Below are 20,779 nucleotides of genomic sequence, written 5' to 3' on the forward strand. Positions count from 1 at the left end.
TCGGTGACCGCTTCACCAACGCCCTACGCTGAGATTTATTTAACCGACCTCAGCACACAGAATTCCTGACACCTCCCGCCCCCGCCTCGCAGACAAGCGCGAGGCACCTTGCCCTGTGCGTTTGGGGCTCCCGTCAGCGCGCCTTGTTCGCAAGCGCTTCTACTTCAGCGCGCAACCGCTCTTCCTGCTCCCGCAGTTCTGGCGTGAATTCAGCACCGAAGTCCTCGACCTCAAACAGCGGGCGAATCTCGATTTCGGACTCGCTTTCCATGGGGTTGGGGCAGCGCCTGACCCATTCGACAGCCTCATCCATTGACTCGACCTGCCACAACCAGAATCCGGCAACGAGTTCGTTGGTTTGCGGAAACGGCCCATCCGTCACAGTCCGCTGGTCGCCCGAAAAGCGCACCCGCTTTCCCCTGGCGCTCGGGTGCAAGCCCTCGCCCGCAAGCATGACGCCTGCCTTGACGAGCTCTTCATTGAACTTGCCCATTGCCGCAAGCAACTCCGTGCTTGGCATCTTGCCGCTTTCTGATTCGCTCGTGGCCTTCACCATCACTATGACACGCATTGTGTTCCTCCTAGACGGAATCGTTGGCGCCACAAAATACCGAAGCGGAGCCGCTGCGGCAGTGAGCGCCGGAACCAGGATCCAATCAGAATAGTTGAATTCGACAGCACCTGACTTGCGCGGACCGCGCCAGTGCCTCTACAGTTCGACCGATGAAGAATGAAACTGCCGTAGCAGCGCTCGCTGCACTTGCCCAGGATTCCCGATTGGCGATCTTCCGCTTGCTGGTCCAGGCCGGCCCGGACGGCGTCAGCGCGGGCCGGATCCGCGAAGCGCTGGGTGTGGCACCCGCGACGCTGTCCTTCCATCTGAAAGAACTGGTTCACGCCGGCCTCATCAAAAACACACAGGAAGGCAAGTTCGTGATCTATCGAGCCCAATTCGAGACGATGAACGCGCTCATTGCCTTCCTGACGGAACATTGCTGCGAAGGCAATCCGCAAGGCTGCGGCGTGCCGGATGTAGCATGCAAGCCGGCGGCCACTAAACGCGGCGGCGTCTCGACCGAACCGGCCTGAGCATCACGGTCGTCGAGATCAGAGCGCCCTGGGGCGAGCGTCAGGCCTTGCGCCCCGCTTCATACCAGCCTTGGGTCCGATTGACGATGCCGACCACCAGCAGCATGACCGGCACTTCAATCAGCACCCCGACCACGGTTGCCAGCGCCGCCCCTGACTTGAAGCCGAACAGGCTGATCGCCGTCGCCACCGCCAGCTCGAAGAAATTGCTGGCGCCGATCAGCGAGGACGGGCCCGCCACGCAATGCGCCACACCCAGCTTCCGGTTCAGCAGATACGCCAGGCCGGAATTCAGGAACACCTGGATCAGGATGGGCACCGCCAGCAGCGCGATCACCAGCGGTTGCTCGATGATGGCCTGGCCCTGGAAGGCGAACAGCAGCACCAGCGTCAACAGCAGCGCGGCGATGGAATACGGTCCGAGCTTGCCCACGACCCGCTGGAAATGCGCCACGCCCTTGCTCAGCAGCAGCTTGCGCAGCACCTGCGAAATCGCCACCGGCACCACGATATACAGCGCAACCGACGTCAGCAGCGTATCCCACGGCACCGTGATCGACGACAGGCCAAGCAGCAGTGCCACCACCGGCGCGAACGCCACCACCATGATGGCATCGTTCAGCGCCACCTGCGACAGCGTGAAATACGGGTCGCCCTTGCAGAGCTGGCTCCAAACGAACACCATCGCCGTGCACGGTGCCGCAGCCAGCAGGATCAGCCCGGCGATATAGCTGTCGAGCTGCTCGGCGGGCAGCATGGGCGCAAACAGGTGCCGCACGAACAGCCAGCCCAGCAGCGCCATCGAGAACGGCTTGACCGCCCAGTTGATGAACAGCGTCACACCGATGCCGCGCCAGTGAGATTTCACCTGGCCCAGTGCGCCGAAGTCGATCTTCAGCAGCATCGGGATAATCATGATCCAGATAAGGATGCCGACCGGCAGGTTCACCTGCGCGTACTCCATGCTGCCGATCGCCTGGAACGCGCCCGGCATCGCCTGCCCCAGCGCAATCCCGACGATGATGCACAGGGCAACCCAGATGGTCAGGTAGCGTTCAAAGAAGCCAATGGCGGGCTTCGTCGAAATGGGGGCGTGGGTGGTTGCGTGCTGATTCATTGGAGTTCCGGCGCCTTCAGTTCTTCGCGATCGCGTTGAGTGCGTCCTGCAGCTGCGCATTGCTCATGCCTTCCAGCGGCAACGCCAGCAGTTGCAGCATGCGGTAGCCAATGGCCTCGCGCGTCAGCTCGAATGCCAGGCGCTTGCCTTCGTCGCCGCCCAGGGCGTTGGACGGATCGGCATAGCCCCAGTGCACCTTGACCGGGCTGCCAGGCCAATAGGGGCACTGCTCCGCCGCGGCGCTGTCGCAGACCGTGATCACGATCCGCATTTCCGGCGCGTTGTCGCCGACGAATTCGTCCCAGCTCTTGCTGCGGTAGCCGGTCACGTCGACACCGGCATTGGTCAGCGCCTCCAGTGCGAACGGGTTCAGGCGCCCGCTCGGTGCGCTGCCGGCGCTGAAGGCGCGCACATCCTTGCCGAGCTTCCTGGCCCAATGGTTGAGCATCCCTTCGCTCAGCACACTGCGGGCGGAGTTATGGGTGCACAGGATCAGAACGTTGGTGGTCATGGGAGAAGGTGTGCTCAGCAGCACGACGAGTTGGAGTTCACCGCAATCCCGATCGGCTTGCCGCGCGGGGCACGCGGGGCACAGCAGGCGGAGCCTTCGGCGGACGTCGGTTCAGACTTGCTTTCACCAAATACAGGTACGTTGCCCAGCGTATGGAAGTGCTCCCATGCAATGCCCTGTGGATCGGTAACCCAGTGCTTTTCGCTGCGGGCATAGCAGCAGGTGGTTTCACCCTGGTCCAGCAGCGCCATATCGGCCGCCTCGGCGCGCGCTTTCAGTTCAGCAAGCTCGGCGGCGTCATCAGTCTGGAAACCGAGATGGTCGACGCCCGCCCCCTGGCCGCGCGTGGAGATTGCGAAGTTGATGCGCGGATCCTCGAGCATCCATTTGGCGTAGTCGCTCTCGACTCGCGTCGGTTCAGAGGCAAAGAGCTTCGAATAGAAGGCAATGCTCTTGCCAAGGTCGTCGACATGGACGTGAACGTGAAAGCGCTTCATCTGGACATCTCCATCAGCAGTGACAGGAAACCGCCGCTTCCTCGACGCCTTCGCAGCAATTGGCGGTCAGGTAGCCGAGCAACGCATTCATATGCGCGAAAGCGGCGCGATAGATCAGGTTGCGTCCGTCCCGCTCCTGCGTCACCAGGCCGGCGTGCGCCAGTTCCTTCAGGTGGAACGACAAGGTGGCCGCAGGCACGCCCAGCCGCTCGACCATCGCGCCGGGTGTCATGCCACCCGGGCCGGCGACGACCAGCATCCGAAAGACCTGGAGGCGCAGCCCGTGGGCCAGTGCCGCAAGGGAGCGGACAACATCATTCTCTTCCATATTTCTACAATACTGGAAATGTGGGATTGATGCAATACCCGATCCGGCGAAGCGCTGCGGGCGCCCTGCCCGCCGTCCGCGTCGTTCCTGGGACAACCTGGCCCGCGATGCCCGCGTCCTAGTCCATCAGATCCGTGTACTCACCTTTCGCATAGGGCCTTGTGCGGTTCCACGGAGCGGGTTGCGGCAAGGCAGCGGCGGTCACCCGCGTGATCTTCTTCTGCGTGCCGCTGGCATTGCGCGACTGGACCAGTCGCGGATACTGGCCAGCCACGTCCCACTGGACCGTCACCTGTTCATCGCCGCGCTTTGCGCGGTACTCCTGCACACCGCCGCGCGCAGGGCCGCTTGCGCTCATGGTCTTGAGCGCTGCCGGATCCAGCAGGTGGTAGGCGGTCGCCCACGAGCCGTCGAAGCCGACGTTGCCATACTCGGCCGGGCTGACTTCGAAGGTCTTGCGCATGGCGTCGCTGACCAGCCGCACCGACAGCTTGCCGGACGGCTGCCGCTCGATCCAGCGCGCGGCGGCCGACATGTCCATGTGCTTATGGCCCTTGTCTGCCTTGGCGTGCTCGGCTTCGTCATGCGCCCCTTGCGGGATCTCGCGCTCGATCCAGACCGTGCCGCCCTCGCGGTAGACACGTTCGGTGAAGTAGATGTCGCGACGCACACCGTCGGCCCCGATCGCCGACAACTCATGCTGCACGCGCAGCGCCAGGGGGCCGGTGGCCTTGGCCGGCTCTGCCGCCACGGCGGTGAAGGCTGCCGAGACCAGCAGCAGTGCGAGGACTGGAGTGGCTTGCTTGGTTTTCATGAAATCCGTTCAGAAAGCGAAAATGCGCACGCCGGCAAACCGGCGCGCGCATGGCATCAAAAGACACTGTGCTCAGTCGTGCAGCAAGGCCGCGGCCGCCATCAGAGGCCCAGCGCGGACTTCACGACGCTGAAGACCTTGGTGTTATCGATGGTGCCCTTGAGCGCGGCATTGCCCGGCCCCGTCGAGAACAGCATCACATCGCCGCCGCCGTGGGTTTCCGAGCCCGGCGAGCCGAGGTTCACGCCGACTTCCTGCAGGTAGCCGTCGGCCGTGGTGTCCACCAGCGCGGGATTGTCGCGCGGGGACTTGCGCGGACCACCGCCGTTGCCAAACACCAGCGTGGTGTAAGGCAGGCCGTCGGCCGCCGTGGCCGGCTGCTTGGTCTTGATGTCCGTCACCGTGCCCAGGATCGGGTTGCCGCGATGCGAGTAGCCGTTGATCGTCATCGTGTGGTCGTGGTCGGCGGTGACGACGATCATCGTGTTCGACAGGTCCACCATCGACAGCGCACGCTTGATGGCATCGTCAAACGCGATCGTGTCTTCCAGCGCGCGCTTGGCGTTGGTGCCGTGCAGCGCATGGTCGATCCGGCCGCCCTCCACCATGAGGAAATAGCCGCTGCCGTTCTTCTGCAGGATGCGGATGGCCTTCTCGGTCATGTCGGCCAGGCTAGGCTCGTCGACATTGTTCTTGACGCGGTCCAGCTCGTAGTTGAGGTGGTCCATGTTGAACAGGCCGAGCAGCTTGTTGGTGGATGCCGGATCCACGGCTTTGAACGCGGTGCCGGTGGTCACATAGGTGTAGCCCGGGAACTGCGTGGTCAGGTCGACGCCATCCGTGCGCTTGCCACCCGCGGCACTGGGCAGGAACTGGCGGCGGCCGCCGCCAAGCAGCACGTCCAGGCCGTCCTTGAGCGCCGTGTTGTAGCCGGCGTTGCCGGGCGTTGCCTGTGCGGCGATGTTGTTCTCGCCGTCGCGGTGGCAGACGTGCGAGAAGGTGGCCGCCGGCGTCGCGTGCGTCACGCGCGTAGTGGTCACCGCGCCGACCGACTTGCCGGCGGCCTTGGCCAGTTCCAGCACGGTCACGACCGGCGAGCCGTTGCCGCTGGGACAGGTGCTGTCACCGGCGCTGGTCACATAGGACTTGCCGGTGCCGTCGCTGGCCTTGGTATCAGCCGACATGGAGATGACTTCGTTGTTCATCTTCACGCCGGTCATGTAGGCCGCCATCGACGGCGCGCTGTCGGTGGTCTGCGCGTCGTTCGAATACGTCTTCACGCGCGCGGTGCGCTTGAGCGACTCCATGTTGAGCTTGCCCGTCTCGCCATACTTGTAGATGCGCGAAGCGGTGACGGTGGTCGGGCCCATGCCGTCGCCCAGGAAGAAGATGACATTCTTGGCCTCGCCCGCGGCTTGCGCAGGGAGGGCAATGCAGGCGCAGGCAGCCGCAACTGCGGACAGGCCGGTTCGAATGATGAGTTTCATGGCGTTATTCCGTCAGCGATAGTGGCTTAGAGGTCGATGGCCGTCTTGATCAGGCCGAACACCTCGGTGTTGTTCATCACACCGGTGAAGGATTCGGCACCATTGCCCAGTGCGCCGATAAAGACATCGGTGCCGCCATGGGTCTCGCCACCTGCCGCCATCGGGATCGCGGCTTCCTGGTGATAGCTCTTGTCGTAGACCTGTGCATCGGTCAGCGCGGTGCGCGTGGCCGGGCGGTTTTCGCCGTTGCCGAAACCGATGATGGTGAAGGGATTGCCGCCGGAGTCCGTGGACAGTGCGCCGGTCACGTAGTTCTTCAGCAGGCCCAGCACGCCGGGGTTGCTGTCGCTGGTGGGGCCGGTGCGCTTGGCGTAGCCATTGAGTACCAGCGTGTGGTCATGGTCGGCGGTGACGACGATCAGCGTGTTCTTCAGGCCCGGGTCGATCACGTTGAGCTTGTCGATGGCGGTCTTGATCGCGGTGTCGAAGGCCACGGTGTCCTGTAGCGCCTTGCGCGCGGTGGTTTCATGCAAGGCGTGGTCGATGCGGCCGCCTTCCACCATCAGGAAGAAACCCTTCTTCTTCGCGGCAAGCACGTCGATGGCCTTGCTGGTCATCTCCGCCAGGCTCGGCTCGTCGCCGGGAACGCGGTCCAGGTCGTAGGCCATATGGCTGGACGTGAACAGGCCTGCCACCTTCTTGGCGCTGGCGGCGTCGATCTTGTCGAACTCGGCCTTGCTGGACGCGTAGGTATAGCCGGCCTTCGTCAGCTCGCCAACCAGGTCGCGGCCGTCGGTGCGGGCGCCACCCGCGGCCTTGCTCTGGAAGTGCTTGCGGCCGCCGCCGAAGATCACATCGACGCCGTCGCCTAGCGCGCTGTTGTAGCCGGCGCCGTTCGGCACCAGTTGCGCGGCGATGGTGTTCTCGGCATCGCGGTGGCAGACGTGCGCGTAGGTCGTGGCGGGAGTCGCGTGCGTGATGCGCGTGGTGGTGACCACGCCGGTGCCATAGCCTGCCGTCTTCATCTGCTCGAGCAGCGTCGGCACGCTCTGGCCGTTGCCGGAAGCCGGGCAGGTGCTGTCCGCGCCGGACAGATAGTCCTTGCCGCTGGCATCAAAGGCACTGGTCTCCGGCGTCATCGAGATGACTTCGTTGTTCATCTTGACGCCGGTCATGTAGGCCGCCATCGACGGCGCGCTGTCGGTCACCTGCGCGTTGTTCGAATAGGTCCGGATAAACCCGCTCTCGGGGAGCGTGTCCATGGTCAGCTCACCATCCTCGCCGACCTTGTAGATCCGCGCCGCAGTCATCGTCGCCATGCCCATGCCGTCGCCAAGGAAGAACACGACGTTCTTCGTGGGCGCGGCGCTGCCGCCAGCCGGCGGCTGCGTGACCGACGCATTGCTGTCATCATCGCTGCCGCACGACGCCACGGCCAGCGCCAGCAGCGGTGCCGCCAGTATTGAAAGACGCCTCATATTTCCTCCCCGTTGGTTTTGGCGGGAGGATGCACGACGAATATTTCGGCACCGTGACGCGTCACATATAGACGGCAACGTTGTCACTGCAGTCAAACATCGGAAAGTGCAGCATCAGGCAGCTCGCCATGATCGGCCTGTTGAAGGCGAACGGCCCACCTGTGCGGCGAGCTGCCGCAGTAGTGAAGCTGCCTGGTGACGCTGAACACTGCTATATTGTCGCCAAAACAGGCACCGCTCTCGTGGGTAAATCGCATCGCCGGCCATGGTTCGCCGGCTTCCTCCTCGTTGTCTTCCTGGCAGCCCAGCTGGCAGCGGCGGCGTACGCTTGTACCGGCAGCCGCCACCAGGCGGAACACAGCGGCACGATGGCGGCGATGACCGAGTCCTGTGCCGAGATGGCCGCCAGCGACAGCCAGCAAGGTATCGACCAGAGCGGGCTTTGCCTCGCGCATTGCCAGGCCGATGCCAAGAACGCCGACCATGCTTCGCCGCAGCTTCCGGCCTTCATGCCGGTGCTGATGCGCGTGATTGAGCCAACGCGCGTGGTCCTGGCGGAGGTTCGCGTTGCGCTGCGCGCCGAGGCAGAGGCGCGCGGTCCACCACCCCTCACCATCCTTCACTGCAGTTTCCAGACTTAGCCTCCGGTTCGACGTCACCTGGTGCTGCCCGCCATGCGGGCAGCAGTCGTCGTTCCTGGAGGCTTTATGCTTTATCTACGTCACCTGACCGTGGCGCTGCTCAGCGCGCCCGCAGTGGGCCTGGCTGCGCCGCAAGGCGCGCCCGGGCAATCCGCCCCTTCCCTCTCCCTTGAGGAAGCCGTCGCGATCGCAAGCGCCCATGCCGGCGACGCTGAATCGTCGCGCAGCGCCGTGGAGGCCGCCGGGCAAATGGCGGTAGCCGCCGGCCGCCTGCCGGATCCCGTGCTCAAGCTCGGCGTCAACAACGTGCCCGTCAACGGCTCGGACGCGTTCTCGCTGAGCCGGGATTCCATGACCATGCGCTCGATCTCAGTGATGCAGGAATTCACGCGTGCGGACAAGCGCCGCGCCAGGGCCGCGCGCTTCGAAGCCGAAGCCGCCGCTGCCGACGCGCAGCGTGCGGTGGGGCTGGCAGGCGTGCAGCGCAATGCGGTCAATGCCTGGCTCGACCGGTGGTATGCGGAGCAGGCCGGCGTGCTGCTCGGCCATCACAGCCATCCACTTGAACTGGCACTGCAGGCCGCCACCGCGGCCTACCGCAGCGGGCGCGGCTCGCGTGCGGACGTACTGGCGATGGAGCTGGAAATCCAGAAGCTGCACGACCGCGAGGACGAGAACCGCGCCGCGCTGGCGACCGCCACGCTGAACCTGGAGCGCTGGGTCGGCGCCGCTGCAGGGCGCCCGCTGTCGGATCGGCCACCGCTTGAAGTGCCGCCAGGCGCCCGGCAACTCGCCAGGGGCGAGTTCGAGGCCGTGCCCGAACTGTCGGCTGCGCAGCGCGACGTGGCACTGGCCGAATCGGAGATCCAGGTAGCAACGGAAGCCCGCAAGCCGGACGTGACGGTCGAGCTGATGTACAGCCAGCGCGGCTCGGCCTACTCGAACATGGGCTCGCTCAATGTCAGCTTCCCATTACCGTGGGACCGGGGCAACCGCCAGGACCGCGAAATCAGTGCGCGGCTGGCGCAGGCCAATGACGCGCGGGCCAGGCTGGAAATGGTCCGGCGCAATACCCAGGCCATGGTCGGCGCCAGGCTGGCCGAGCTGCAGCGCAACCTTGACCGGCTGCGGCGCTACGACGACAAGACCTTGCCGCTCGCCCGGGCACAGGCGGATGCGGCACTGACGGCCTACCGCGCCAACACGGGCACCTTGGTGGCGGTCGCCGAAGCCAACCATCGCGCCATCGACACCGCCATGGATCGCCTGCTGCTTGAGGCAAAGACCGCAAAGCTGTGGGCGGACCTGAACTACCTGGTGCCGTTGCCTACCGTCCAGACCGAAGCCGCAGCGAAGGAGGCAAAATGAAGAAGCACGCCATTGCAGCAGCCGCCGGGCTGGTCGTCGCCTGCATCGCCCTCTACGGCGCTTACCACTTCGGGTTCACGCGCGGCACGCAAACTGCGCAACCGTCGGGCACGCCTGGCGCGGAATCCACCGTACTCAAGGCCGGCGACATCGATCCCAAGACCGGCAGGAAAATCCTGTACTGGCACGATCCCATGGTGCCGGGCCAGCGCTTCGACAAGCCGGGCAAGTCGCCCTTCATGGAGATGCAACTGGTGCCGGTCTACGCGGACGGCGATGGCGGTGGCAGCGGTGTCACCGTCGACAGCCATGTCGCACAAAACCTTGGCATTCGCACCGCCGAGGCAAAGCCTGGACGGCTGACCGCGATGCTGCAGGTGCCAGGCAATGTCGCCATCGACGAACGCAGCGTGCAGATCATCCAGGCGCGCACCAACGCCTTTGTGCAGCACGTCGCGGTCCGGGCGACCCTTGACCCGGTCCGGCGTGGCCAGGCGCTGGTCACCCTGTACTCGCCCGACTGGGTCGCGGCGCAAGAGGAATACCTGGCCGTGTCGCGCATGGCAGGAAGTGAACACCTGGGCGACCTGCGCGGCGCGGCGCGGGCTCGCATGCTGCAGGCGGGCATGACGCCGGGCCAGGTCAGTGCGGTCGAGAGATCCGGAAAATTGCAGTCCGGTATTGCCATCGCCAGCCCGGTCGATGGCCTCGTGACCGAGGTGGCGGTGCGCGAGGGCATGACCGTGTCGCCGGGCATGACGCTGTTCCGCCTGGCTGATCTCAGCCAGGTCTGGGTGATTGCCGAGGTACCAGAGGGCCAGGCCGGCACTATCCGGGCCGGCGCGGCTGCGACGGTACTGCAGGGCGGCACGGCCGGCCCCCTTGCCGGCAAGATCGACGCCATCCTTCCCGACGTCAACCCGGCGACCCGCACCGTCAAGGCCCGCATCGACCTGCCCAACCCCGGCAGGCGCCTGCTGCCGGGCATGTTTGTCAGGGTCAGCTTCGACAGTGGCGCACAGCAGGAGGCGTTGCTGATCCCGTCGGAGTCGGTCATCCGCACCGGTCAGCGCAATATCGTCATGGTCGATGCCGGCCAGGCAGGGTTCGTTGCCACCGATATCAAGACCGGCCGCGAGGCCGATGGCATGGTCGAGGTGCTGGACGGACTGGCGCCGGGGCAGAAAGTGGTCACGTCCGGCCAGTTCCTGATCGACTCGGAAGCCAGCCTGCGCGGCAGCGCGGAACGGATGACGGCCACACCAGCAGCGTCTGCACCTGCCGCGCCGGCCGCAGAGCATGAGGGCACCGGCCGCATCGAAGCCGTGAACGGCAGCGAGAGCCTGACCATCTCGCACGGCCCGATCCCGTCGGCACAGTGGGGCGCGATGACCATGGACTTCGCCGCACCGCCAACTGGCCTGCCCAAGGGACTGAAGCCTGGCGACCGCATCCGCTTCCGCTTCCACCTGGACCGCGATGGTGCGGCCACGCTGTCGTCGGTCGAGCCCGCCGGCACCGCCCAGGGAGCCAGGCCATGATCGCGCGCCTTATCCTGGCCTCGATCCGCCACCGCTTCCTGGTCCTGCTGGCCACGGTGATGCTGACCGCATGGGGCCTGTGGGCGGTGCGGAGCACGCCGCTCGACGCCCTGCCCGACCTGTCCGATGTACAGGTGATCATCCGCACGCCCTTCCCCGGCCAGGCGCCGCAGATCGTCGAGAACCAGGTCACGTATCCGCTGACCACCACCATGCTGTCGGTACCCGGCGCCAGAACGGTACGGGGTTACTCCTTCTTCGGCGATTCGTTCGTCTATGTGCTGTTCGAGGATGGCACCGACCTGTACTGGGCGCGCTCGCGGGTGCTGGAATACCTGAACCAGGTGCAGTCCCGCCTGCCCGCCGCGGCCAGGCCGGCGCTGGGGCCGGATGCCACCGGCGTCGGCTGGATCTACGAGTACGCGCTGGTGGACAAGACCGGCCAGCATGACCTTGGCCAGTTGCGTGCACTGCAGGACTGGTTCCTGCGCTTCGAACTGAAATCGCTGCCCAATGTGGCCGAGGTCGCTTCGCTGGGCGGCATGGTGAAGCAGTACCAGGTGGTGCTGATGCCGGACCGGATGCGCGCCTACAACCTGTCGCAGGGCAAGGTGCTGGCGGCGCTCAAGGGCGCCAACCAGGAGGCCGGCGGGTCGGTGCTGGAAATGGGCGAGGCAGAGTATATGGTCCGCGCCAGCGGCTACCTGAAGACGCTCGACGATTTCCGGCAGATCCCGCTGGTGACCAGCGATGCCGGCATTCCGGTGCGGCTGGGCGATGTCGCCGTCGTTCAGCTTGGCCCGGAGATGCGGCGCGGCATCGCCGAACTTGACGGCCTGGGCGAGGTGGCCGGCGGCGTCATCGTGATGCGCTCAGGCAAGAACGCGCTGGAAACCATCGAGGCGGTCAAGGCGAAGCTCGCCACGCTGCAGAAGAGCCTGCCTGCCGGCGTGCAGATCGTCACCACCTACGACCGCTCCACGCTGATCAAGCGCGCGGTGGAAAACCTGACGCACAAGCTGGTCGAAGAGTTCGCCGTGGTCGCGCTGGTGTGCCTGCTGTTCCTGTTCCACCTGCGTTCCGCGCTGGTGGCTATCGTCTCGCTGCCGCTGGGCGTGCTGGCCGCCTTCCTGGTGATGCGCTACCAGGGCATCAATGCCAACATCATGTCGCTGGGCGGCATTGCCATTGCCATCGGCGCCATGGTCGATGCCGCGGTCGTGATGATCGAGAACGCGCACAAGCAACTGGAGCACTGGCATACGGACCATCCCGGCCGGGCGCTGACAGGGGACGAGCGCTGGGGCGTGATCGGCCGGGCCGCCACCGAGGTCGGGCCGGCGCTGTTCTTCTCGCTGCTGATCATCACGCTGTCGTTTATCCCGGTCTTTACGCTGGAGGCGCAGGAGGGCCGGCTGTTCTCGCCGCTGGCCTTTACCAAGACCTATTCCATGGCCGCGGCGGCGGGCCTGTCGGTGACGCTGGTGCCGGTGCTGATGGGCTACCTGATCCGCGGCAGGATTCCTTCGGAGCAGTCCAACCCCTTGAACCGATGGCTGATCCGCGCCTATCGGCCGGTGCTTGCACGGGTGCTGGCCTACCCGAAGACCACCCTCGCGATCGCCGCGGTGCTGCTGGCCGCGACAGCGTGGCCGATGATGCGTACCGGCGCCGAGTTCATGCCGCCGCTTGACGAGGGCGACCTGCTCTATATGCCGTCGGCCTTGCCGGGCCTTTCCGCCGGCAAGGCGGCGCAGCTGCTGCAACAGACCGACCGCCTGATCAGGACCGTGCCCGAGGTGGCGACCGTGTTCGGCAAGGCCGGCCGCGCCGATACCGCGACCGATCCGGCGCCCCTCGAGATGTTCGAGACCACCATCCAGTTCAAGCCGCGCGACCAGTGGCGTGCCGGCATGACCCCCGACAAGCTGGTGGAAGAACTCGATCGCGTAGTCACGGTGCCGGGACTGTCCAACATCTGGGTGCCGCCGATCCGCAACCGCATCGACATGCTTGCCACCGGGATCAAGAGCCCGGTCGGCATCAAGGTGGCGGGCGCGGACCTGAAGGAAATCGATCGCCTGGCGACGCGCATCGAGGAAACCGTCAGGACAGTGCCGGGGGTGACATCGGCGCTGGCCGAGCGGCTGACCGGCGGGCGCTATGTCGATATCGATATCGACCGCGTGGCGGCCGGCCGCTACGGGCTGAACATCGCGGATGTGCAGAGCGTGGTGTCGTCCGCCATCGGCGGCGACAATGTGGGCGAGGTCGTCGACGGGCTGGCGCGCTTCCCGATCAACGTCCGCTACCCGCGCGATTACCGCGACTCCGTGGAGAAACTGCGCAGCCTGCCCATCGTCACTGACAAGGGCCAGCATATCGTGCTGTCCGACGTGGCGCGCATCCAGGTGGTGCAGGGAGCCCCGATGCTGCGCAGCGAAAACGCGCGACTGTCGGGCTGGGTGTATGTCGACATCCGCGGGCGTGACCTGCGCTCGGCTGTCCGGGACATGCAGGCCGCCGTCGCGAAAGCGGTGCCGATGCCGGCTGGCTATTCCCTAAGCTGGTCGGGGCAGTTCGAATACCTGGAGCGGGCCGCCGCAAAGCTGAAGGTGGTGGTGCCGTTCACGCTGCTGATCATCTTCGTGCTGCTGTACCTGGTGTTCGGCCGCCTCGATGAAGCCCTGCTCATCATGGGCACGCTGCCGCTGGCGCTGATCGGCGGCTTCTGGCTGCTTTACCTGCTGGGCTACAACCTGTCGGTTGCCGGCGTGGTCGGCTTCATCGCGCTGGCGGGCGTGGCGGCGGAATTCGGCGTGATCATGCTGCTCTACCTGAAGCAGGCATGGACCGCGCGCGCGAACCAGGGCGATGCCAGCCCGTCCGCGCTGCTTGAAGCCATCCAGGAAGGCGCGGTGCTGCGCGTACGCCCCAAGGCAATGACCGTCGCCGTCATCCTTGCCGGCCTGGTGCCGATCATGTGGTCGCATGGCACCGGCTCCGAGGTCATGCAGCGCATTGCCGCGCCGATGGTGGGCGGCATGCTCACCGCGCCATTGCTTTCGCTCTTCGTGGTGCCGGCGGTGTATTTGCTGATGCGCCGGCGCCAGACCAGACCTCAACCTGTTTCCGTCCACCCATCACTGCAAAAGGAACCCCAATGAAATCCATCAAGACGCTCGCCCTCGCCCTTGCCTTGACCATCACGCCGGGCGCATTCGCAGCGGGCTCGATGGACGGCATGAACATGAAGCCGTCCGCACCCTCGCAACAGGTGCCACAGCCCGTGGCGGCCGAAATCAGGAAGATCGATGTGCAGGCCGGCAAGGTCACGCTCAAGCACGGACCGATCGCCAACCTGGGCATGGGCCCGATGACCATGGCGTTCCCCGTCAGGGATCGCGCATCGCTGAAGGAATTCAAGGAGGGCGAGGCGGTATCCGTGACATTCGACAACGTTGATGGCAAACCTACGGTCGTGGAAATGCGGCGCAAGTGAGGTTGACCGTCACCGAAGGTGGTTGCGCGCTAGATGCACAATCACTGCGGCTCCCCAAGCGACCGACATTTGCCGAGCTCACGCTTTGGTGCCCAAGCGCTCCTTCAGGAACTCGATAAAGCGCTGTGTCTTTGCCGGCAGCAAGCGTGTCTCGGTCAGGGCATAGACCGGCGTCGGCCTGGTCTGCCAGTCAGGCAATATCCGGCGCAGGCGGCCGGCCGCCACATCCTCTGCCGCGACCTCCTCGGCCAGCAATATCACGCCCAGGTCCAGCGTTGCCAGGCGTCGGAACATGCCAACGCTATTGACGTAGAACCTTCCCCCCACCTCCACCTCGACGGTCTCCTCACCGCGATGCAGCGCCCACTTGCCTGCCTTGGGAAAACCGATGCACTGATGCCGTACCAGGTCCGTGGGATGGGTCGGCTCGCCAGCGCGTTCCAGGTAGCCCGGTGAGGCATAGACCTGCACCGAAAGGCGCGCAAGCAGGCGGGCGATCAGGTTCGAGTCCGTCAGCTCGCCCATGCGGATGGCCACATCGAAGGGCTCGGCCACCAGGTCGACACGGCGGGGCGTGAGGTCGAAATCAAAGGTGATGTCCGGGTAGCGGGCAGCGAACTCCGCAATCAGGGGCGCCATGTAGATCATGGCGAAGTCGACCGGCAGCGACGCGCGCAGCACGCCGCTCGGCTGCGCCAGCATCTCCCCCAGTTGCTCGTGTGCAATCCGCGCTTCGTCGACGATGCGCTTGCAGCGCTCGTAGTAGATCTGCCCAGCCTCGGTCAGCTCGACCTTGCGCGTCGTGCGATGCAGCAGCCGCAGGCCGATGGCCTTCTCCAGCGCGCTGATCCGCCTGGACAGTGTGGAGTTCGGCACACCGGTGGCAGCGGCCGCGCCACGAAAGCTCCGCGTCTGGGCGACCTCCACAAACAAGGCCATGTCATTGAGCAGTTCCATCTGGATTGCGCCATTTTTGGATCAATGATTGCCAATCTATCATCTTTATCTCGTCAATGAATTAATCGAGCATACGTCCATGGGCTTCCCTTCGCCGCCTTCGCCCCAACCCGTACAGGAATTGACCATGAGCCAACTGTTCACCCCCGTCCACATCGGCCGCCACATCGCGCCGAACCGCCTCGTCATGGCGCCGATGACCCGCTCCCGCGCCGACGCCGACGGCGTCCCCGGCGACATGACCGTCACCTACTACGCCCAGCGCGCCAGCGCCGGCCTGATCATCACCGAAGGCGTGTTTCCGTCCGCCATGGGCAAGGGCTACGTGAATACGCCCGGTATCGAAACCGAGGCCCAGGTTGCCGGCTGGAAAAAGGTGACTGAAGCCGTGCACGCCCGCGGCGGCCGTATTTTCATGCAGCTGATGCATTGCGGCCGGATCTCGCATCCGTCGCTGCTTGATGGCGCAACGCCCGTGGCACCGTCGGCCATCAAGCCCGAGGGACAGGCGTGGACGCCTGCCGGCCAAGTCGACTTCGTCACGCCCCGCGAACTCAGCCTGGCCGAGATCGCCGGCGTCATTGACGAATATCGCCAGGCCACCCGCCGCGCCATCGACGCGGGCTTCGACGGCGTCGAACTGCATGCGGCCTCCGGCTACCTGCCCGAGCAGTTCCTTTCGTCTGGCAGCAACCACCGGCAAGACCAATACGGCGGCTCGGTCGAAGGCCGCGCTCGCTTTGTGCTGGAAGTGCTGGCCGCGATGGTGGCCGAGGTCGGCGCCGACCGGGTCGGCATCAAGATCTCGCCGGAGATGAACTACAACAGCATCACCGATGCCACGCCCCAGGAGACCTACACCTACCTCGTCGACAAGCTTCGCGGCCAGGGCCTGGCCTATCTGCATGTCGCGCTGTTCGGTGCCACGGTCGACTACCACACCCTGCTGCGCCCGCGCTTCGACGGCACCTACCTGATTGGAGGCGGGTTGACGCAGGACAGCGCCGCAGCCCTGCTGGCCGATGGCAAGGCCGACGCCACCGTCTTCGGCAGCGCCTTCCTCGCGAATCCCGACCTGCCGGAGCGCTTCCGCCAGGGCGCCGCGCTCAACGCGCCGGACCGCAACATGTTCTTTGCGCCGCCGACGGCCCAGGGATACATCGACTATCCGGCGCTGGCTGAAGCCGAAGCGGCTTGAAGCAAGGGGCGTTTGCCCCATTCACCATCAAGGAATGCATCATGAAGTTCGAACGATTCACTGCAGACACCGCCGCCCTGCTCCTGATCGACCATCAGGTAGGCACCATGGGCTGGGTGAAGTCCATTCCCTTTGACGAAATGAAGCGCAACGCGCTGATGGTGGCCAAGACCGCGGCCATCCTGAAAGTCCCTGTCGTGATGACCTCCAGCATGGAGGAGTACGCCCAGGGACCGCTGATCAGCGAGCTGGCGGACATTTTTCCGGCTGAGTTCGCTGCGCGCATCAAGCGCGTTGGTGTTGTGAATGCCATGGACGATGAGAACTTCGCGGCGGCGGTGAAGGCTACCGGACGCAGGAAATTGATCATCGCTGGCGTGACCAATGACGTGTGCACGGTGTATCCGGCGTTGAGCCTGGTGTCGCAAGGTTATGAAGTGCAAGTCGTCGCGGATGCCGGCGGATCGCCGAGCAAGATGGCTGACGATATTGCCTTGCGGCGCATGGAGAAGAATGGTGTCACGCTGACCAGCACCAACCAGTTGATTGCGGAACTGGCCGGGAGTTGGGCTACGCCCGAAGGCAGCCGCATTGTGCAGGAGGTGATAATGGGGGCTTTGCAGGGCTGATGGGGGGCGCCTATGTGGGCTGGGGGCAGGATGCAATCAGCCCCGGCTGGTTGGACCGGGGCTGTCAGATTAGTTAGTGCAGTTGGCGCTTCAGGTCAGCAAGTTCCGAATGCATCGAACTGACTGCATCCTTGACCTTTGCATCGAGACTGCCGGCCTGCTGGCAAGCGCGGTCTGCACGATCACCGATCCGTTCGAGATCATCGACCCACTGCCGGATCCGATCCTCATCCTTGGAAGACACGACCTTCGATGCCGATTTGCACTCCTTGTCGAGCTCATCCACCCAGTTCATCAAGTCTTGTGGAATCCCCGTATCGGCATGACAAGTCCGTGATGTCTCGCTGATGGTTTGCTGCAGATGACTAAAACGTTGCTGCATTTCACTGGCTTGCAACATGATGCCCCCTTCGTGAACACCAATCCACATGAGTTCAGGCAGCAGATGATTGTGTGTTGCCTGTGCCATTGTCATTCGCCCGCATCAGTTGGCTGCCGATGAAGCTCCATTGCGCAGCCTCGAAGCGCGCGAAGGGCACTTTTTCAGTCTAGGTCAAATTCAACCGCACGCTCCGATGTGATCCCCGAGGTTCCGCGGCATTACTAGGCATTAGCCGCGCCTCGCTATATCTTGAACTCAAGACAGTCCGGCGCTCGGGCTGAGCTACGGACATGCGTAAATTGCCGGAGGCTGAAATGTTGGAAAGAAAGCGGTCTTACAAGGGATTCCACGTTGCCCTGTTCGTGCCGGAGGTGATTGAGCCAGGCAAGCCAGGCGGGCGAGTCCAGATCTCCACGCGCAATGAGGACATGGGCATCCGCTTTACGCCGGACTGGCCCCACCCGCCCGCAACGCTGCAGGAGGCAGAGGACTGGCTTTTCGCCTACGCCGCCGGGATCATCGATTGTGAACTGGCTGGCGGCTTCGGCATTGATCTCAGGAACGAGTAAGTCAGTTCGGCGACGAAAGATCTGCGGAAGCCGGTCGGCGCGTCTCCTGCGCCTGGCGGGGATGGCTGTGTTCGTGGAGATTCTGGCATGCCGTGCAGCGCATGGCGGTCGGGTACGCCTGCATGGCCTGCTGGCAGTCAATACAGACGCCATACTGGCCACTCCTCATCCGTGACCGGGCTGCTTCAATGTCGGCCAGTTGCATGCGATAGTGTTTCAGCATCGCGTCGCCCTGGCGCTGCACAGTCTTTTCGTCCGCCATTTCACCATCATCAAGCTGTTCACGTTGTGTTGGCGCCACGACAGGCGAATCCGCGGTTCCGGCGACGGCACGGATGCGCAACTCCTCAGCGTCCATTTGGGCCACCAACTTCGCCAATTCTTCCTTTGTCAGCCCTTCCATGACTGGCCTCCTGGATGAGCATCCTGCGGGTCGCACGTAAGCAGACCCTCCAGCGTAGCGCGCCTGGGCAATCGCACTTGGCGGGCACAGTTGCTGTATTGCCGCTCAGATGTGTTGCCACTCAGATCGAGGCTCCCGCAAGGCGCCGTAGCCATTTGCCGGCATGGCAAAAAACCACGTGTCCCTTGCGGGACCGGCACGTGTCACAGCCGTGCCGGCGCCGCAGTCACGAATGCCTAACGGTGGCTGGCAGCCAGCGCGACGATAGCGCCTGTCGTTGCCGCGATGGCGGCCACGGTACCCATGCTTTGCCATGGATGCTCATGAACGTAGCGATCAGTCGTTGTCGCCCACTCGGAGACTTTGGCGCGACCTTCTTCGCGCAACGTAACGATGCGCTCCTGCAGCGCGCGCTGCCGGGCCTTGAGTGCATGGCGCTCAAGGCTGGTCCCTACGCCGGTTTCGGCTTTGACATCATGAAGAAGTGCCTGAACGTCGGCCATCAGCGTATCGACGTCGCGGGCCAATGCGTCCTTGCGCATAGAGAAATCGGATTGGATGTCGTTCATCTTGCCCTCCTGTTAGCGAAATCATCGCGGTGCGTCGCGCAGCACGATTGGCACTGTGTCAAATATAGGATTGGGTTGACCGCCCGGCATGACAAACAGCAAGCCACGACGAAGCGGCGCGGAAGGGGGCAAGAGGACCGTGGCACTCCTGAGCGACGACGATGGTCATGCGTCACGCATGGCATGCCCATACTTGCATAGGATGCATACACGAGGCGCAAAGTGAAGGACAGGTGCCGGATACGGTACTGCCGACGCTGCCGGCCCCGTCCCGGCGGGACTGTACGCGGCGCCGCGCATGCAGGGAGCGATGGCGCGGCACTGGCGTCACGACTTTCGCGTCCCTCGCCTTATCCGCTCCAAATATTTTCCTGAAGCGACCTCGATTCGCACCGTGTCCCCTTCCTTGACGAACTGAGGAACGAGAACTTCCATGCCGTTATCCAGCGTGGCAGTCTTGAAGGTAGAGGTTTCATGCTCGTGCAGGCCCGGCGGCGTGGACATGATGGTTACCTCGACGGCAGCGGGGAATGCGATGGTGACTGGCTCGCCCTCATAAAGCTGCACCGGGATTCGCATATTGGGGCGAAGAAATTTCTGGTATGCGCCCATGGTTTCCGCAGGAAAACTGATCTGTTCGAAGGTGTCGGGATTCATGAAGAAAAAGGCGTCACCATCGGTGTACAGATATTCCATCTCCTGGTGATCAAGCGCGACCTCTTCGAGCTTGTTGCTCGGGTGCAACCGCAACTCCTTGATGTGACCAGTCTTAAGGCTCTTGAACTTGGCGAAAACTGCGCTCCCCTGTTGGCCGCCGCCGGCGTGGTACCCGGCGCTGGTAACGCTATGAAGTTCACCTTCAAGCATGATGACCATGCCCGACTTCAGTTCGGAAGCTTCGACCATTGGTGTCTCCGCCTGGGCGGCAAGATTTCGCCTTCAGCCTAGCACCGCAGCGCCCCTTCAACAAAGGGCCGGCGGCGACAGCGGTACGCTGAACGAGAAACTCGACGGCGCCGACCGCATTGGGAAGATTGCGCACCTGCGACAGCGGGATGTTGCAGCGCCGAATGCACAAGGCTGATAGGGGGCCAGACCGCCACGGGTCGCCCTGCCCCTGATCAGGGAATCGAGAAGCGCGTCACACCAGAGCAGGAATGATTGTCATACCATCAAGTTCGTAGAGCGTGCCAGCGGGCCGAGGCGGATGGTCCCGCCGGCCACAAGGAGGCCAACATGTTTCAGCATATCCTGGTACCCACCGATGGATCGGCACTCTCCGACGCTGCCGCGCGCATGGCGGTGAAACTCGCCAAGGCATTTGAGGCGAGGATCACTGGATTGCACGTCATCCCGGAATTCCATGTCCTCACGCATCGGGCTGACATGCTGGAAGATGCCCAGGAGCGCTACGCACAACTTGCCGAAATGCATGCGGAGCGATACCTGGCGGTGGTCGCACAAGCGGCAAAGGAAGGGGAGGTGGCATGCGAGACGCTCAGCGTTACCCACAACCACCCCTATGAGGCGATCATCCTGACCGGGGAGGAACGTAACTGTGACCTCATTGTCATGGCGTCGCATGGCCGAGCCGGCCTGCAGGGGCTGCTGATCGGCAGCGAAACCCAGAAGGTCCTGACGCATTGCCGGATCCCGATCTTCGTGTTTCGCTAATCAATACTGCAGACCAACCGCACGC

23 protein-coding genes are annotated in these 20,779 nt (G+C 64.2%); 10 read left to right on the top strand and 13 right to left on the bottom strand.

What is annotated here, in order from left to right; all coding sequences use genetic code 11:
* Positions 1–133: 133 nt before the first annotated feature.
* A complete protein-coding gene (locus AC3WL8_RS25530) occupies positions 134–571 on the bottom strand; it encodes a YciI family protein (protein ID WP_211979818.1) in 438 nt (145 codons plus the stop codon).
* A gap of 152 nt (positions 572–723) precedes the next feature.
* On the opposite strand from AC3WL8_RS25530, the gene AC3WL8_RS25535 reads away from it, so the two are divergent.
* On the top strand, positions 724–1,089 hold the full coding sequence (locus tag AC3WL8_RS25535; protein WP_013957056.1) for an ArsR/SmtB family transcription factor: 366 nt from the start codon (positions 724–726) through the stop codon (positions 1,087–1,089).
* Positions 1,090–1,129: 40 nt separating this feature from the next.
* Here the strand turns inward: AC3WL8_RS25535 and arsB are convergent, their stop codons facing one another.
* The 7 genes from arsB to AC3WL8_RS25570 form a co-directional block, all read right to left on the bottom strand.
* Positions 1,130–2,206, bottom strand: coding sequence for an ACR3 family arsenite efflux transporter (arsB, locus tag AC3WL8_RS25540; protein ID WP_211979819.1), 1,077 nt, complete (start codon positions 2,204–2,206; stop codon positions 1,130–1,132).
* Positions 2,207–2,222: 16 nt separating this feature from the next.
* Positions 2,223–2,717, bottom strand: coding sequence for an arsenate reductase ArsC (locus AC3WL8_RS25545; protein WP_013957058.1), 495 nt, complete (start codon positions 2,715–2,717; stop codon positions 2,223–2,225).
* Positions 2,718–2,731: 14 nt separating this feature from the next.
* The gene (locus AC3WL8_RS25550) at positions 2,732–3,214 is read right to left on the bottom strand and encodes an ArsI/CadI family heavy metal resistance metalloenzyme (protein WP_211979820.1); all 483 of its coding nucleotides are present in this window, start codon (positions 3,212–3,214) and stop codon (positions 2,732–2,734) included.
* A 13-nt stretch (positions 3,215–3,227) separates the two neighbouring features.
* Positions 3,228–3,542, bottom strand: coding sequence for an ArsR/SmtB family transcription factor (locus AC3WL8_RS25555; RefSeq protein ID WP_013957060.1), 315 nt, complete (start codon positions 3,540–3,542; stop codon positions 3,228–3,230).
* Positions 3,543–3,660: 118 nt separating this feature from the next.
* Positions 3,661–4,356, bottom strand: a complete 696-nt coding sequence (locus AC3WL8_RS25560; RefSeq protein ID WP_211979821.1) for a hypothetical protein — start codon at positions 4,354–4,356, stop codon at positions 3,661–3,663.
* A gap of 101 nt (positions 4,357–4,457) precedes the next feature.
* Positions 4,458–5,843, bottom strand: a complete 1,386-nt coding sequence (locus tag AC3WL8_RS25565) for an alkaline phosphatase (RefSeq protein WP_013957062.1) — start codon at positions 5,841–5,843, stop codon at positions 4,458–4,460.
* Positions 5,844–5,869: 26 nt separating this feature from the next.
* On the bottom strand, positions 5,870–7,321 hold the full coding sequence (locus AC3WL8_RS25570) for an alkaline phosphatase (RefSeq protein WP_211979822.1): 1,452 nt from the start codon (positions 7,319–7,321) through the stop codon (positions 5,870–5,872).
* A gap of 242 nt (positions 7,322–7,563) precedes the next feature.
* Between AC3WL8_RS25570 and AC3WL8_RS25575 the strand changes: the two genes are divergently transcribed.
* The 5 genes from AC3WL8_RS25575 to AC3WL8_RS25595 all read left to right on the top strand — a co-directional run bounded on the left by AC3WL8_RS25575 (position 7,564) and on the right by AC3WL8_RS25595 (position 14,373).
* Positions 7,564–7,962: a hypothetical protein gene (locus tag AC3WL8_RS25575; protein WP_211982275.1), complete on the top strand. Its 399-nt coding sequence runs from the start codon at positions 7,564–7,566 to the stop codon at positions 7,960–7,962.
* A 66-nt stretch (positions 7,963–8,028) separates the two neighbouring features.
* Positions 8,029–9,330, top strand: a complete 1,302-nt coding sequence (locus AC3WL8_RS25580) for a TolC family protein (protein ID WP_211979823.1) — start codon at positions 8,029–8,031, stop codon at positions 9,328–9,330.
* Entirely contained in the window at positions 9,327–10,871 is a 1,545-nt protein-coding gene (locus tag AC3WL8_RS25585; RefSeq protein ID WP_211979824.1) for an efflux RND transporter periplasmic adaptor subunit, read from the top strand. Before AC3WL8_RS25580 ends, AC3WL8_RS25585 begins: the two co-directional genes overlap by 4 nt.
* The gene (locus AC3WL8_RS25590) at positions 10,868–14,038 is read left to right on the top strand and encodes an efflux RND transporter permease subunit (RefSeq protein ID WP_211979825.1); all 3,171 of its coding nucleotides are present in this window, start codon (positions 10,868–10,870) and stop codon (positions 14,036–14,038) included. The genes AC3WL8_RS25585 and AC3WL8_RS25590 overlap by 4 nt, the downstream gene beginning before the upstream one ends.
* Entirely contained in the window at positions 14,035–14,373 is a 339-nt protein-coding gene (locus tag AC3WL8_RS25595; RefSeq protein ID WP_013957068.1) for a copper-binding protein, read from the top strand. The genes AC3WL8_RS25590 and AC3WL8_RS25595 overlap by 4 nt, the downstream gene beginning before the upstream one ends.
* Positions 14,374–14,451: 78 nt before the next feature.
* Here the strand turns inward: AC3WL8_RS25595 and AC3WL8_RS25600 are convergent, their stop codons facing one another.
* Positions 14,452–15,330 (bottom strand): LysR family transcriptional regulator, encoded by an 879-nt coding sequence (locus AC3WL8_RS25600; protein WP_211979826.1) that lies wholly within the window; start codon positions 15,328–15,330, stop codon positions 14,452–14,454.
* 127 nt (positions 15,331–15,457) lie between these two features.
* On the opposite strand from AC3WL8_RS25600, the gene AC3WL8_RS25605 reads away from it, so the two are divergent.
* Positions 15,458–16,528 (top strand): alkene reductase, encoded by a 1,071-nt coding sequence (locus AC3WL8_RS25605; protein WP_153954647.1) that lies wholly within the window; start codon positions 15,458–15,460, stop codon positions 16,526–16,528.
* 41 nt (positions 16,529–16,569) lie between these two features.
* Positions 16,570–17,157 (top strand): isochorismatase family protein, encoded by a 588-nt coding sequence (locus AC3WL8_RS25610; RefSeq protein ID WP_013957070.1) that lies wholly within the window; start codon positions 16,570–16,572, stop codon positions 17,155–17,157.
* A 73-nt stretch (positions 17,158–17,230) separates the two neighbouring features.
* Here the strand turns inward: AC3WL8_RS25610 and AC3WL8_RS25615 are convergent, their stop codons facing one another.
* Positions 17,231–17,557, bottom strand: a complete 327-nt coding sequence (locus AC3WL8_RS25615; RefSeq protein WP_010810552.1) for a hypothetical protein — start codon at positions 17,555–17,557, stop codon at positions 17,231–17,233.
* Between the two features lie 272 nt (positions 17,558–17,829).
* Between AC3WL8_RS25615 and AC3WL8_RS25620 the strand changes: the two genes are divergently transcribed.
* Positions 17,830–18,108, top strand: coding sequence for a hypothetical protein (locus AC3WL8_RS25620; RefSeq protein ID WP_238552994.1), 279 nt, complete (start codon positions 17,830–17,832; stop codon positions 18,106–18,108).
* A 1-nt stretch (position 18,109) separates the two neighbouring features.
* Here AC3WL8_RS25620 and AC3WL8_RS25625 read toward each other — a convergent pair whose 3' ends face one another.
* The 3 genes from AC3WL8_RS25625 to AC3WL8_RS25635 all read right to left on the bottom strand — a co-directional run bounded on the left by AC3WL8_RS25625 (position 18,110) and on the right by AC3WL8_RS25635 (position 19,986).
* The gene (locus tag AC3WL8_RS25625) at positions 18,110–18,511 is read right to left on the bottom strand and encodes a TraR/DksA family transcriptional regulator (RefSeq protein WP_211979827.1); all 402 of its coding nucleotides are present in this window, start codon (positions 18,509–18,511) and stop codon (positions 18,110–18,112) included.
* Positions 18,512–18,747: 236 nt separating this feature from the next.
* On the bottom strand, positions 18,748–19,080 hold the full coding sequence (locus tag AC3WL8_RS25630) for a glycine zipper domain-containing protein (protein ID WP_153953580.1): 333 nt from the start codon (positions 19,078–19,080) through the stop codon (positions 18,748–18,750).
* 327 nt (positions 19,081–19,407) lie between these two features.
* Positions 19,408–19,986 carry an elongation factor P gene (locus AC3WL8_RS25635; protein WP_013957074.1) on the bottom strand — a complete coding sequence of 193 codons (579 nt, stop codon included), beginning with the start codon at positions 19,984–19,986 and terminating at the stop codon, positions 19,408–19,410.
* A gap of 330 nt (positions 19,987–20,316) precedes the next feature.
* Between AC3WL8_RS25635 and AC3WL8_RS25640 the strand changes: the two genes are divergently transcribed.
* Entirely contained in the window at positions 20,317–20,754 is a 438-nt protein-coding gene (locus AC3WL8_RS25640; protein ID WP_211979828.1) for a universal stress protein, read from the top strand.
* The last annotated feature ends 25 nt before the right edge of the window (positions 20,755–20,779 follow it).

This window comes from Cupriavidus sp. FW305-F7 (assembly GCF_058782875.1).